This window comes from Pseudomonas sp. LBUM1644 (assembly GCF_059716195.1).
The window spans coordinates 2091608-2104764 of record NZ_CP166812.1 but is presented as its reverse complement, the minus strand read 5'-3'; the positions used below and the strand labels follow the sequence as shown (position 1 = coordinate 2104764).

At 59.7% G+C, this 13157-nt stretch carries 11 protein-coding genes and 4 tRNA genes; 2 read left to right on the top strand and 13 right to left on the bottom strand.

The window, feature by feature from the left end; all coding sequences use genetic code 11:
* Nucleotides 1-55: 55 nt before the first annotated feature.
* From leuB to leuC, 4 genes are all read right to left on the bottom strand, one after another.
* A complete protein-coding gene (gene leuB / locus ACA052_RS09460) occupies nt 56-1138 on the bottom strand; it encodes a 3-isopropylmalate dehydrogenase (protein WP_497649421.1) in 1083 nt (360 codons plus the stop codon).
* A 51-nt stretch (nt 1139-1189) separates the two neighbouring features.
* Nucleotides 1190-1954 (bottom strand): class I SAM-dependent methyltransferase, encoded by a 765-nt coding sequence (locus ACA052_RS09455; RefSeq protein ID WP_497649420.1) that lies wholly within the window; start codon nt 1952-1954, stop codon nt 1190-1192.
* 128 nt (nt 1955-2082) lie between these two features.
* A complete protein-coding gene (gene leuD, locus ACA052_RS09450) occupies nt 2083-2727 on the bottom strand; it encodes a 3-isopropylmalate dehydratase small subunit (RefSeq protein ID WP_497649419.1) in 645 nt (214 codons plus the stop codon).
* Between the two features lie 10 nt (nt 2728-2737).
* Nucleotides 2738-4156, bottom strand: coding sequence for a 3-isopropylmalate dehydratase large subunit (leuC, locus tag ACA052_RS09445; RefSeq protein WP_497650286.1), 1419 nt, complete (start codon nt 4154-4156; stop codon nt 2738-2740).
* A gap of 147 nt (nt 4157-4303) precedes the next feature.
* Here leuC and ACA052_RS09440 point away from each other — a divergent pair, with 147 nt between their 5' ends.
* Both ACA052_RS09440 and ACA052_RS09435 read left to right on the top strand, forming a co-directional pair.
* The gene (locus ACA052_RS09440) at nt 4304-5194 is read left to right on the top strand and encodes a LysR family transcriptional regulator (protein ID WP_497649418.1); all 891 of its coding nucleotides are present in this window, start codon (nt 4304-4306) and stop codon (nt 5192-5194) included.
* 66 nt (nt 5195-5260) lie between these two features.
* The gene (locus ACA052_RS09435; protein ID WP_497649417.1) at nt 5261-8539 is read left to right on the top strand and encodes an EAL domain-containing protein; all 3279 of its coding nucleotides are present in this window, start codon (nt 5261-5263) and stop codon (nt 8537-8539) included.
* Between the two features lie 279 nt (nt 8540-8818).
* On the opposite strand, the gene ACA052_RS09430 is transcribed toward ACA052_RS09435, so the two are convergent.
* The 9 genes from ACA052_RS09430 to ACA052_RS09390 all read right to left on the bottom strand — a co-directional run bounded on the left by ACA052_RS09430 (nt 8819) and on the right by ACA052_RS09390 (nt 13079).
* Nucleotides 8819-9265, bottom strand: coding sequence for an Hsp20 family protein (locus tag ACA052_RS09430; protein ID WP_497649416.1), 447 nt, complete (start codon nt 9263-9265; stop codon nt 8819-8821).
* 118 nt (nt 9266-9383) lie between these two features.
* Nucleotides 9384-10343: a tRNA dihydrouridine synthase gene (locus ACA052_RS09425; RefSeq protein ID WP_497649415.1), complete on the bottom strand. Its 960-nt coding sequence runs from the start codon at nt 10341-10343 to the stop codon at nt 9384-9386.
* A gap of 146 nt (nt 10344-10489) precedes the next feature.
* Nucleotides 10490-10927 (bottom strand): acyl-CoA thioesterase, encoded by a 438-nt coding sequence (locus ACA052_RS09420; RefSeq protein WP_497649414.1) that lies wholly within the window; start codon nt 10925-10927, stop codon nt 10490-10492.
* 48 nt (nt 10928-10975) lie between these two features.
* Entirely contained in the window at nt 10976-11809 is an 834-nt protein-coding gene (locus ACA052_RS09415; RefSeq protein WP_497649413.1) for an alpha/beta fold hydrolase, read from the bottom strand.
* A 31-nt stretch (nt 11810-11840) separates the two neighbouring features.
* Nucleotides 11841-12380 (bottom strand): TetR/AcrR family transcriptional regulator, encoded by a 540-nt coding sequence (locus ACA052_RS09410; protein WP_497649412.1) that lies wholly within the window; start codon nt 12378-12380, stop codon nt 11841-11843.
* A 183-nt stretch (nt 12381-12563) separates the two neighbouring features.
* A tRNA-Glu gene (locus ACA052_RS09405) sits at nt 12564-12639 on the bottom strand.
* Between the two features lie 80 nt (nt 12640-12719).
* Nucleotides 12720-12795 (bottom strand) — tRNA-Ala (locus ACA052_RS09400).
* 53 nt (nt 12796-12848) lie between these two features.
* Nucleotides 12849-12924 (bottom strand) — tRNA-Glu (locus ACA052_RS09395).
* 79 nt (nt 12925-13003) lie between these two features.
* Nucleotides 13004-13079 (bottom strand) — tRNA-Ala (locus tag ACA052_RS09390).
* Between the last annotated feature and the right edge of the window lie 78 nt (nt 13080-13157).

The window sequence follows — 13157 nt, the reverse complement described above, 5'->3', positions numbered from 1 at the left end:
CTTTAAAAAGTGGGCCGCTGCCTTCGAAGTTGAAAGTGGCAGCGGGCCCGAGAGATTACAGATTCCGCAGCGCGGCGACTACTGCGTCACCCATTTCCTGCGTACCGACTTTAGTGCAACCGGCCGACCAGATGTCGCCCGTGCGCAGGCCTTGGTCCAATACCAGACTAACGGCCTTCTCGATCGCATCGGCCGCGTCCTGCAGGTTGAAGCTGTAACGCAGCATCATCGACACCGACAAAATGGTCGCCAACGGGTTGGCAATGCCTTTGCCTGCGATGTCCGGCGCCGAACCGTGGCAAGGCTCGTACATGCCCTTGTTGTTGGTATCCAGCGACGCCGACGGCAGCATGCCGATGGAACCGGTGAGCATCGACGCCTGGTCGGAAAGAATGTCACCAAACATGTTGTCGGTCACGATCACGTCGAATTGCTTCGGTGCGCGCACCAGCTGCATGGCGGCGTTGTCGACGTACATGTGGCTCAATTCGACTTCCGGGTAATCCTTGGCCACTTCCTCAACGATTTCACGCCACAGTTGGCTGGAAGCCAGGACGTTGGCCTTGTCCACTGAGCACAGCTTCTTGCCGCGCACCATCGCCATGTCGAAACCGACACGGGCGATGCGACGGATTTCGCTTTCGCTGTACGGCAGGGTGTCGTAGGACTGACGCTCGCCGTTTTCCAGGGTGCGGGTACCGCGTGGCGCGCCGAAGTAGATGCCGCCGGTCAGTTCGCGAACGATCAGGATGTCCAGGCCGGCAACGATTTCAGGTTTCAGGCTGGAAGCTTCGGCCAGTTGCGGGTACAGGATCGCCGGGCGCAGGTTACCGAACAGGCCCAGTTGCGCACGAATCTTCAGCAGACCGCGCTCAGGGCGGATGTCACGCTCGATGGCGTCCCATTTCGGACCGCCCACGGCGCCCAGCAGCACAGCGTCGGCGGCGCGGGCGCGTTCCAGGGTTTCGTCAGCCAGCGGCACGCCATGCTTGTCGATGGCCGCGCCACCGATCACATCGTGGCTCAACTCGAAGCCCAGGCTGTACTTGTCGCTGGCCAGTTCCAGCACCTTGACCGCTTCGGCCATGATTTCCGGGCCAATACCGTCGCCTGGGAGAATCAGAATCTGCTTGCTCATGCTTTCCTCATGTCATCAGTCGGTGCGCCCACAGGCCCACCCGGAAAAATTCTATCGTTCGGCCATCAACACCAGCACATCAGTGCTGAACGAACCATCGGCCTCAATTTCAAAATATTCGCGTACTTCATTGCCCATCGACTGCTGCAACTCGCGGATTGCCGCGCGCATGACGTCTGGCGTGCGCATGCGCTCGACCCAGGAGCCGTATTCCAGACGCAGCCGTTGACGCGTGGTGCTGCGGGTATGCAGCCCCGCTTCGCTGACCTGGCGCATCCACTCGCCGGCCGAATAATCGCGCACATGACTGGTATCGCGCAGCACTTCGACGCTTTGCAGGTAAGTGTCGAACAGCGGAATGCCCGGTGACAACACATCGATGAACGCTGCCACACCGCCCGGCTTCAATACCCGGCGAACTTCACGCAGGGCCAGACCGAGATCGCTCCAATGGTGCGCCGAATAACGGCTGAAGACGAAATCGAACTCGCCATCGGCAAATGGCAGGCGTTCAGCGGCACCGAGGACCGTGGACACATTGCTCAAGCCCCGATCGACAGCTGCACCGGCGACCACGTCGAGCATTTGCTGGGACAGGTCGTAGGCCACCACTTCCTTGACCAGCGAGGCGACGTGAAAACTTACGTGGCCAGCGCCGCAGCCCAGGTCCAGCACCCGACTATCGCCCTGCCCGGCCAGTTCAGCCTGTAGCAGCGCGAATTCGGTGCCTTGAGCGTGAACGGCGCTGCTCAGGTAGGCCGAGGCCTGTTCACCGAATTGCTTTTGTACGACTTGGCTGTGGGCGGTGTTGGTCATGGGGACTTCCTGTTGGGTTGCAGGTTTTAAGATCAAAAGATCGCAGCCTTCGGCAGCTCCTACAGGTGTACGCCGCTCCATGTAGGAGCTGCCGAAGGCTGCGATCTTTTCGAGGTCACCTCAAAACATCAAACGTCGCGAAACAACCAAGGCTGGCTCGCACGATGTTTGGCTTCAAACGTCGCAATCGCCTCGTGGTCCATCAATGTCAGACCAATATCGTCGAGGCCGTTGACCAGGCAATGCTTGCGAAACTCATCCAGTTCGAAGCTGTAGGTCTTGCCATCAGGTCGGGTCACGGTCTGGGCTTGCAAGTCGACCTTCAACTCGTAGCCCGGGTTCGCTTCAACCTGCTGGAACAGTTCATCCACTTCAGCATCGCTCAGGATGATCGGCAGCAAGCCGTTCTTGAAGCTGTTGTTGTAGAAGATGTCGGCATAGCTCGGCGCGATGATGCTGCGGAAACCGTATTCTTCCAGTGCCCACGGCGCGTGCTCGCGGCTGGAGCCGCAACCGAAGTTCTCGCGGGCCAGCAGCACGCTGGCGCCTTGATAACGCTCGGCGTTGAGGACGAAGTCCTTGTTCAACGGACGCTTGGAGTTGTCCTGGTAGGCGTAGCCCACGTCAAGGTAGCGCCACTCGTCAAACAGGTTCGGGCCAAAACCGGTGCGCTTGATCGACTTCAAGAACTGCTTCGGAATGATCTGGTCGGTGTCGACGTTGGCACGGTCCAATGGCGCAACCAAACCGGTGTGTTGGGTAAAAGCTCTCATGTGCGGTTCCTCAGATCAGTTCGCGAACGTCGATAAAACGACCGTTGACGGCAGCCGCCGCGGCCATGGCCGGGCTGACCAGGTGCGTACGGCCACCGGCGCCTTGACGGCCTTCGAAGTTGCGGTTGGAGGTCGACGCGCAATGCTCGCCCGACTCCAAACGGTCCGGGTTCATCGCCAGGCACATCGAGCAACCCGGTTCACGCCACTCGAAACCGGCTTCGAGGAAAATCTTGTCCAGGCCTTCGGCTTCGGCTTGCGCCTTCACCAAGCCCGAGCCCGGCACCACGATGGCCTGCTTGATGGTCGAAGCCACTTTGCGACCCTTGGCAATGACGGCCGCAGCGCGCAAGTCTTCGATCCGCGAGTTAGTGCAGGAGCCGATAAATACACGGTCCAGTTGAATGTCGGTGATCGCCTGATTGGCGGTCAACCCCATGTATTTGAGGGCGCGCTCGATGGAACCGCGCTTGACCAGGTCCATTTCCTTCGCCGGGTCCGGCACGTTCTGATCAACCGCCAGGACCATCTCGGGCGACGTGCCCCAGCTGACTTGCGGCTTGATCTGAGTGGCATCGAGTTCAACCACGGTGTCGAACACGGCATCCGCGTCAGAGACCAGGTCTTTCCAGGCTTCGACCGCCAGGTCCCAATCCGCGCCTTTCGGGGCGAATGGACGGCCCTTGACGTAAGCCACGGTTTTTTCGTCGGCAGCCACCAGGCCGACACGAGCGCCAGCCTCAATGGACATGTTGCAGATGGTCATGCGGCCTTCGACGGACAAGTCACGAATGGCGCTGCCGGCGAACTCGATGGCGTGGCCATTACCGCCGGCAGTGCCGATCTTGCCGATGACCGCCAGCACGATGTCCTTGGCGGTCACGCCGAACGGCAATTTGCCTTCGACCGACACCCGCATGTTCTTCATTTTCTTGGCGACCAGGCACTGCGTGGCGAACACGTGTTCGACCTCGGAAGTCCCGATGCCATGGGCCAATGCGCCAAACGCGCCGTGAGTCGAGGTGTGCGAGTCACCGCAGACCACGGTCATGCCCGGCAGGGTAGCGCCCTGCTCCGGGCCGATCACGTGAACGATGCCCTGACGCACGTCATTCATCTTGAATTCAGTGATGCCATATTCGTCGCAGTAATCATCGAGGGTTTGAACCTGCAACCGCGAGACCTGGTCAGTAATCGCTTCGATGCCGCCCTTGCGATCCGGCGTGGTCGGCACGTTGTGATCCGGCGTGGCGATGATCGAATCGACGCGCCAAGGCTTGCGCCCGGCCAAACGCAGGCCTTCGAAAGCTTGGGGCGAAGTCACTTCATGGATGATGTGGCGGTCGATATAGATCAGCGACGACCCATCGTCGCGCCGTTTCACTTCATGCGAATCCCAAAGCTTGTCGTAAAGCGTTTTGCCGGCCATCAGACGGTTCCTCATCAGCTTGTTTCTATGCCCTGGGTTTTGAACGATTCAATAACCCCTTGGCTTGTGAGGTCGATCCTAGGGGGTTACATTAAATAACTCAAATTCATATTTTTTATGCTTTGGATAACCAACTGGAATACAACAATGGATCTGGCCAACCTCAACGCTTTTATCGCGATTGCCGAGACTGGCAGCTTCTCCGGCGCGGGCGAACGGTTGCACCTGACGCAACCGGCGATCAGCAAACGCATCGCCGGGTTGGAACAGCAATTGAAGGTGCGCCTGTTCGATCGGCTGGGTCGTGAAGTCGGCCTGACCGAGGCCGGACGCGCTCTGTTGCCGCGGGCTTACCAAATCCTCAATGTGCTGGACGACACCCGCCGAGCGCTGACCAACCTGACCGGCGAAGTGTCCGGCCGTCTTACGCTGGCCACCAGTCACCACATTGGCCTGCACCGCTTGCCGCCTCTATTAAGGGAGTTCACCCGGCGTTACCCACAGGTGGCGCTGGATATTCAGTTCCTCGATTCGGAAGTGGCCTATGAAGAAATCCTCCATGGCCGCGCCGAACTGGCCGTCATTACGTTGGCGCCAGAGCCGCATACGCTGGTCAAGGCCACGCCGGTGTGGGACGACCCGCTGGATTTCGTGGTCGCCCCGGAACATTCGCTGATCAGCAACGGTGCGGTCAGCCTGGCGGATATCGCCCTGCACCCCGCCGTTTTCCCTGGTGGAAACACGTTTACCCACCACATCGTCCAGCGCCTGTTCGAAGCCCAGGGCCTGACGCCGAACATCGCCATGAGCACCAATTATCTGGAAACCATCAAGATGATGGTCTCGATCGGTCTGGCCTGGAGTGTGTTGCCGCGCACAATGCTCGATGATCAGGTTGCGCGAATACCTTTGCCGGGCATACAACTCACTCGCCAGCTAGGCTATATCCTGCACACGGAACGGACGCTGTCGAACGCGGCACGGGCCTTTATGGCGCTGCTGGATGCGCAAATCGATCTGCCAGGGAAACAAGGCTGAGTTGTGCTACTTCTATAGAGCCGCGAAATCCAGTGCCTAACACCCCTTTCAGCCTAAGGCTTGCCAATGCCGAAATCTGTTGATCGTATTCCGCCGATGCCGCGTATACAGGCGCTCGACCCCAAACGGTCCGAGCAAAGCTGGGAAAGCGCGCCACAATTGCTGGCCGCGCTCAATGGCGCTCGCTTGGGCGCATGGTATTGGGACATCGAACGTGGGCAGATCAGTTGGTCGAGAGGCACCCAGGCATTGTTTGGTTTCGATCCCCGGCAACCGCTGCCGGCGGATCTGGAATACCTCGATTTGTTGCCCCCGGAGGATCGGGCGAAAACCGTTCGCGCCTTCGACGCGGTGATCGCCGGCGCGCCGCTGGAGCAGGCGATGCACCACCGCATCCGCTGGCCTGACGGCAGCCTGCACTGGCTGGAGATCAACGGCAGCCTGGTGCCGGACAAGCACGGCCACCCCAGGATGATTGGCGTGATTCGTGAGATTACTCAACAGCGCCAGCGCGAACAGGCGTTGAGCAGTTCCGAAAAACGCTTCGCGACGCTGTTTCACCTGTGCCCGAACATGGTGCTGCTGACCCGCCAGGAAGACGGCCTGATCACTGAAGCCAACCAGTATTTCGAAAGCCTGTTCGGCTGGCCGGTGCAGAATGCGATTGGCCGTACCACCCTCGAACTCGGCCTGTGGGTGCATCCGGAGCAACGGGAAAAACTGGTCAGGGCCACCAAGGCCAAAGGCGAGCTGATCAGCATGGAAGTGCAGTTTCGCGCCAGCAATGGCCAGATCCACGACGGCATCCTCAGCGCGCAAAAGGTCGAGCTCGAGGGGCAGCCCTATCTGCTGAGCACCTTCCTCGATACCACCGAACGCAAAGTCGCCGAGCAAGCCCTCAAAGACAGCCAGGAGCGTCTCGACCTGGCCCTGGATTCAGCGCAACTCGGCACGTGGGACTGGCACATACCCAGCGGCATGCTGTACGGCTCGGCGCGCGCGGCGCAGTTGCACGGGCTGGAGCCAATCCCCTTCCATGAGTCCTTCGACGAGTTTTTCGAAGGCGTGCCCGACGAAGAGCGCGGCTCCATGCGCGACGCCTACCGCAGCCTGCGCGAAGGTCCGGCCGGCAACTATCAGCTGACCTACCGCGTGCAACTGCCGGATGGCAGTTCGCGTTACCTGGAAAGCCGCGCCCGCCTCTACCGCGATGAAAAAGGCGTCCCGCTGCGCATGGCTGGCACCCTGCTCGACATCACCGACCAGGTGGAACGCGAGCAGCGATTGGTGGCGTCTGAAGAGAAATTCGCCACCCTGTTCCAGGTCAGCCCGGACCCGATCTGCGTCACCCGCCAGGATACTGGCCAGTTCATCGAAATCAATTCCAGCTTCACCCAGACGTTCGGCTGGAGCGCCGCCGACGTGATTGGCTACAGCGCTGACGAAATCGGCTTGTGGGATGCCTCGGCGAAAAGCCTGCAACGGATCGAGCAAGTCATCCGCGAACAAGACTTGAGTAACGTGGCGATCCAGGTTCAGCACAAGGACGGTCGATCCCTGACCTGTGTGATTTCCGGCCGCCAGATCAGCGTCGGCGAACAGCCGTGCATCGTCACCACCCTGCGCGACATCACCCAACAGCAACGTTCGGAAGCGTTGCTCAAGGCCAGTGAAGAGAAATTCGCCAAGGCCTTCCACTCCAGCCCCGACGCGATCACCATCACCGAGCGCGACACCGGGCGCTATCTGGAAGTCAACGACGGTTTCTGCCGCCTGACCGGCTATCGCGCCGACGAGGTGGTCGGCCGTACGGTGTATCAGGTCGGTATCTGGGCCGAAGAGAAACAGCGCTCGGCGCTGTTGGCCGAGTTGCAGCTCAAGGGCCGGGTGCATCACCAGGAAATGCTCGGGCGCAATAAACGTGGCGAGCTGCTGACCGTGGAAGTCTCGGTGGAACCGATCACCCTGAACGAAACGGCTTGCCTGTTGCTGACCGCACGGGACGTCAGCCTGCTGAAAAACGCCGAAGCGCAGATCCGTCACCTGGCTTATCACGACCCGCTGACCAACCTGCCCAACCGCGCACTGTTGATGGATCGCCTGAGCCAGCAGATCGCCCTGCTCAAGCGCCACAACCTGCGCGGCGCTTTGCTGTTTCTCGACCTCGATCACTTCAAGCACATCAACGATTCGCTCGGCCATCCGGTGGGCGACACCGTGCTGAAAATCATCACCGCGCGCCTCGAGGCCAGCGTGCGCATGGAAGACACCGTGGCGCGGCTCGGCGGCGATGAATTCGTGGTATTGCTCAGCGGCCTGGAAGGCTCGCGCAACGAAGTCAGCGATCAGGTTCGGGAGTTGGCGGACACCTTGCGTGAACTGCTGTCCGAGCCGATGTTCCTCGACGGGCAACGCCTGCAGGTCACACCGAGTATCGGCATTGCGCTGATTCCCGACCACGGGTCTACGCCGACCGACCTGCTCAAACGGGCTGACATCGCGCTCTATCGAGCCAAGGATTCGGGCCGCAACACCACGCAGATGTATCACAACACCATGCAAAAGGCCGCGAGCGAACGCCTGCGCATGGAGACTGACTTGCGCCTGGCGCTTTCCCGGGGCGAATTTCGCGTGCATTACCAACCCCAGGTGGATGCCCGGGACAACCGCATCGTCGGCGCCGAAGCGCTGGTGCGCTGGAACCATCCGGAACTCGGCGAGCAATCACCGACCGAGTTCATTAAGGTCCTGGAGGACAGCGGGTTGATCCTGGAGGTCGGCACGTGGATCGTCGACGAAGCCTGCGAGGCTTTCAAACAGTTGATGGTCCAGGGGTTGATGGATCCGCTCGACTTCAGCCTGTGCGTGAACATCAGCCCACGGCAGTTCCGCCAGAACGACTTCGTCGAACGCATCGAACACAGCCTCGTCAGCCACGGTCTGCCCTGCTCACTGTTGAAGCTGGAAATCACCGAAGGCATCGTCATCCAGAACCTGGAAGACACGATCAGCAAAATGCGCCGCCTGAAAAAACTCGGCGTGAGCTTTGCCATGGATGACTTCGGCACTGGTTACTCCTCACTGACCTACCTCAAGCGCCTGCCGGTCGACACACTGAAAATCGACCAGTCGTTCATCCGCGACGCCACCACCGACCCCAACGACGCCGAGATCATCCGCGCCATCGTCGCCATGGCTCGCAGCCTGGAATTGAAAGTGATCGCCGAAGGGGTGGAAACGCCCGAGCAGTTGGAGTTCCTGCAGGGGCTGGGTTGCCACTTTTACCAGGGCTATTTACACAGCCGGCCGTTGCCGGTGGAGGAGTTTTTGAAACTCTTGAAGTAACACCGGGACGCATGAAACTCCTGTAGCAGCTGCCGAGCCTGCGAGGCTGCGTTCGGCTGCGAAGCAGTCGTGAATTCAAGCGCCGCGGAGTTTCATTTAAAACTCGCTTGCAGATTTTACGACTGCTTCGCAGCCGAACGCAGCCTCGCGCTGCTCGACAGCTGCTACAGAGCCGAACGCAGCCTCGCGCTGCTCGGCAGCTGCTACGGAACGTGCGTTAAGTTCGAGATTATGGGTACAAAAAAAGGGCACCAGTGGCGCCCTTTTCGTTGCTCGGCCTTAGTGTTGCAGAGCCGGCTTTTGCGCCCCGTTGATCGGGATGCGCTTGGCTTTCGCCTCTTCTGGAACCACACGCAGCAGGTCGATGCTCAGCAGACCGTTACGCAGGTCGGCGGCCTTGATCTCGATGTGATCGGCTAGGCGGAACGACAGTTTGAACGCGCGCTGGGCGATGCCTTGATGCAGGAAGGTCACGCCTTCAGTCGCGTCGCGTTTGCCGCCGCTGATGGTCAGCACACCCTTCTCGACTTGCAGGTCCAGGTCTTCTTCCTGGAAACCGGCCGCCGCCACGACGATGCGGTATTGATCATCACCGTGTTTTTCGACGTTGTAAGGGGGATAGGTGCTGCCTGGCTCGTTGCGCAGGGCGGTTTCAAACAAGTCGTTGAAACGGTCGAAGCCTACCGAGGAACGGAACAGTGGGGCCAGGGAAAATGCAGTACTCATGGTTCAAATCTCCTGAAAACAATCAGCAAGTTTTTATTTCCGCGACCCGAATTCGGCATCGCGTAACCCTTAAATAAGGACCGCTGATTGCTTTTCAAGAGATTGTTTGAAGATTTTTTCAGGCGGCTTCAGCCACCTGCAGGCCTAACAAACGCGAGACATGATCCAGTTCGGTCTCACGCCGCAGTACTGTGAACAGCTCAACCGCTTCGGGATAATTGCGGGTCAGCATCGCCAGCCACTGCTTCAAGCGACCTGGCGATTGGCGTGGCGTCATCTGCGCCTTGGCTTGCAGCCAGAAGTCCTGAATCAGTGGCAGTAGCTCGGCCCAGGTCATCTCGACCACTTCTTCACCGGCCCGCGCCGCCGCGATTTGCCGGGCCAGGTCGGGACGCGAGACCAGGCCGCGACCGAGCATGATGTCTTCCACGCCGCTGATTTCGCGGCAACGGCGCCAGTCCTCGACGCTCCAGATATCGCCATTGGCGAATACCGGCACGTTCACCACTTCCTGCACCCGTGGAATCCACTCCCAATGCGCTGGGGGCTTGTAGCCGTCCATCTTGGTCCGCGCATGCACCACGATGTGCTCCGCGCCCCCTTCAGCCAGGGCCGTGGCGCAAACCAACGCACCGTCCGGGCTGTCGAAACCCAGGCGCATCTTGGCGGTGACCGGAATATGCGCTGGAACCGCACGACGGACGTGCTCGACGATCTGGTTCAGTAACTCAGGCTCTTTTAGCAACACCGCGCCGCCACGGGACTTGTTCACCGTCTTGGCCGGGCAACCGAAGTTCAGGTCGATCACCTCGGAGCCCAGCTCGCAAGCGAGCGCGGCATTTTCCGCCAGGCACACCGGGTCGGAGCCGAGCAACTGCACCCGCAGCGGGACACCGGAAGCGGTGCGCGCACCGTTCAGCAATTCAGGACCGAACTTATGGAAATAGGCCGGCGTGAGCAGTTGGTCGTTGATCCGGATGAACTCGGTCACGCACCAATCGATACCGCCAACACGGGTCAGCACGTCGCGCAGGATGTTGTCGACCAACCCCTCCATGGGTGCCAAAGCAATTTGCATGAAAAACACACTCGACGAAAAACGTGCGGCAGTTTACAGGTTTCACCCCTGTAGGAGCTGCCGAAGGCTGCGATCTTTTGATTTTAAAGTAGCAAGATCAAAAGATCGCAGCCTCGTTTCACTCGGCAGCTCCTACAAGGACAGGGTCAGGCCTGGAGTTGTAACGCCGGGCCGTAGCCTTCGATGAACTCCGTCGGCATGCGCTTGGGCTTGCCAGTGGACAGTTCGATGCAAACGAAGGTGGTTTGCGCCCGCAACAACGTGGTGTTGTCGCTGGGCCGCTTCAACTGGAAGTGCCGGGTCATTTTCAGGCGCTGGTCCCAATCGACGATCCAGGTCGCCAATTGCAATTCATCGCCTTCATACGCGGCGGCCAGGTAATCGATCTCGTGCCGTACCACCGCCATCGCCCGATCCAGCCGACGATACTCAACCAGATCCAGGCCAAGCCGTTGCGAGTGGCGCCAGGCACAGCGTTCGAGCCACGTCACGTAGACCGCGTTATTCGCGTGACCCAGTCCGTCGATGTCCTCGGCGCCCACTTCCAGATCAATGATAAATGGCGTTGCCCGATCCCAGCCCATGCCCCACTCCCGGTCAGATAAATTCGACCGGGGCAGTGTAACGGATGCTCAGGCCGATTGGCGCGATTGCAGGCTGCGGCCAGCCAGCAGTGATAGCACGCCATCAATCACCCGCGGGTCGGCGAGAACCCGTTGATGGCCGCCTGCTTCCAGGCGCAACAATCGGCTGTCGAACCAGGATTCGTGGATCAGTTGTGATTCCTTGACCGAGACGTAGCAGTCATCTTCGGCATGCACGATCAGCCCTGGCATGTCGAGCTGATAGTGCGCAACGTCCAGGGTCGCGGCGCGCATGCCAACGTCTTGCTCAACCTGGCGAATGAACGCCGAACGGGCTTTCGGCGGCAGTCGCACATAGCGGGCGAAACCACGCAGCACCCCGAGAATTCGCGCCGGAGCGGCGATCGTCACCAGGGTTTCGGTGCGCAAGCCCAACTGGACCGCGAGCATCGCACTGGCGCCGCCCATCGAATGACCGATGACGGCTTGCAGCGGCGGCAACTCGGCGGCGGCCTCAAGCATGGCTCGGGCGAACAGCGCCACATTCGCCTCGCGACCTGGGGAACGCCCGTGAGCCGGGCCGTCCAGGGCAACCACCGTGTAACCGGCATCGACCAGTGCGGTGATGAGGCTGGCAAACTGTGTCGGCCGGCCTTCCCAACCGTGCATCAACAACACCGCCGGGCCTTGCCCCCAGCGCAAGGCCGAGAGGCCGAAGCGCAAGGTGATTCGTTCGGACTTCGCCAGCAGCGGCAATTCCCAATCACGCGGCGGCATTTCTCGTGGCGTCATGAACGCCAGTCGCATTTTGCTCGCTACCAGTTTCGGTGCGAACCAGCCCAAGGTGCCATTAACGCCACGAACCCACTTCAACGTGCTCATCGCTCTCACTCCTCAGGCCAATGCCTTCAGGTCATAGCACCGCAGACTTGGCGGCGCGCAGCAATCGATCGGACAACTCTCCTGGCCCCAACGCACGCGCCAGAGCCAAACCACCGACCATCAAGGCCATATCGGCCAGGGCTTTATCGGTGTCTTCCGGGCTGGCCGCCAACTGCGCGACCATGATTTCCAGGTGTTCATTCAACGCCACACGAAACTCCTCCGGCAGACGACCCAGCTCGCCGACCGACGCCGGAATCGGGCACGCCGACTCCGAGGAATCACGGTGTTTACGTGACAGGTAAAACGCAGCAACCAGCGCGCGACGTTCTTCTCCGGTCAACTGGTCATCCATGTCGGCAATCAGCTCACGGCGATGCCCGAGCAGTTGCTTGAACGCTTCAAGCATCATCGCGTCCTTGCTTTCGAAGTGCGCGTAGAAGCCGCCAACCGTCAGGCCGGCCGCGCCCATCACTTCGCCCACGCTTGGCTCGGCCGGGCCGCGCTGAATCAGCGCTGCGCTGGCAGCCTTGAGGATGCGTTCGCGGGTTTGAGCTTTTTTATCGTTCATCGTTGCCTCCGAATATTACGACTAGAATATTATTCTCATAATAATTTTTCGCAAGTCGTGGATGTGACCGCTGGTCTGAAGATCAGTTTGAAAGAAATGGGAGATTTGGCCAAACGCCAGACAAACAAAAGGGCCATTCAATAATTGAATGACCCTTATAAAATCCCGCAGAGCGGGTAATCGTGGCGTCCCCTAGGGGACTCGAACCCCTGTTACCGCCGTGAAAGGGCGGTGTCCTAGGCCACTAGACGAAGGGGACGCAAAACCTTCTATACAACTGATCAGTGCTGAGTGCTGATCGATTCAAGGCCGGTGTGGCCAGACCTTGAACTGTAAAATTGGTGGAGCTAAGCGGGATCGAACCGCTGACCTCCTGCATGCCATGCAGGCGCTCTCCCAGCTGAGCTATAGCCCCGGATTTTTCGCCTCACGGCGGAGCGATATCTTGCAACATCGCTTCTGTAAAACTGGCGTCCCCTAGGGGACTCGAACCCCTGTTACCGCCGTGAAAGGGCGGTGTCCTAGGCCACTAGACGAAGGGGACGCAAACCCTTCTATACAACGGATCAACGCTGAGTGTTGATCGCTTCAGGGCCAGTGTGGCCAGGCCTTGAAGTGTAAATTGGTGGAGCTAGACGGGATCGAACCGTCGACCTCTTGCATGCCATGCAAGCGCTCTCCCAGCTGAGCTATAGCCCCTCATCGCTGAGGACGGGGCGAATCTTAATGGCGCATCGGAAAGCTGTCAAACTTATTTTTAAAATATTTCAAAGTTTT

Coding starts and splice junctions, on each gene's coding strand:
- leuB (WP_497649421.1), bottom strand. CDS start 1,138: ATGAGCAAGCAGATTCTGATTCTCCCAGGCGACGGTATTGGCCCGGAA.
- ACA052_RS09455 (WP_497649420.1), bottom strand. CDS start 1,954: ATGACCAACACCGCCCACAGCCAAGTCGTACAAAAGCAATTCGGTGAA.
- leuD (WP_497649419.1), bottom strand. CDS start 2,727: ATGAGAGCTTTTACCCAACACACCGGTTTGGTTGCGCCATTGGACCGT.
- leuC (WP_497650286.1), bottom strand. CDS start 4,156: ATGGCCGGCAAAACGCTTTACGACAAGCTTTGGGATTCGCATGAAGTG.
- ACA052_RS09440 (WP_497649418.1), top strand. CDS start 4,304: ATGGATCTGGCCAACCTCAACGCTTTTATCGCGATTGCCGAGACTGGC.
- ACA052_RS09435 (WP_497649417.1), top strand. CDS start 5,261: ATGCCGAAATCTGTTGATCGTATTCCGCCGATGCCGCGTATACAGGCG.
- ACA052_RS09430 (WP_497649416.1), bottom strand. CDS start 9,265: ATGAGTACTGCATTTTCCCTGGCCCCACTGTTCCGTTCCTCGGTAGGC.
- ACA052_RS09425 (WP_497649415.1), bottom strand. CDS start 10,343: ATGCAAATTGCTTTGGCACCCATGGAGGGGTTGGTCGACAACATCCTG.
- ACA052_RS09420 (WP_497649414.1), bottom strand. CDS start 10,927: ATGGGCTGGGATCGGGCAACGCCATTTATCATTGATCTGGAAGTGGGC.
- ACA052_RS09415 (WP_497649413.1), bottom strand. CDS start 11,809: ATGAGCACGTTGAAGTGGGTTCGTGGCGTTAATGGCACCTTGGGCTGG.
- ACA052_RS09410 (WP_497649412.1), bottom strand. CDS start 12,380: ATGAACGATAAAAAAGCTCAAACCCGCGAACGCATCCTCAAGGCTGCC.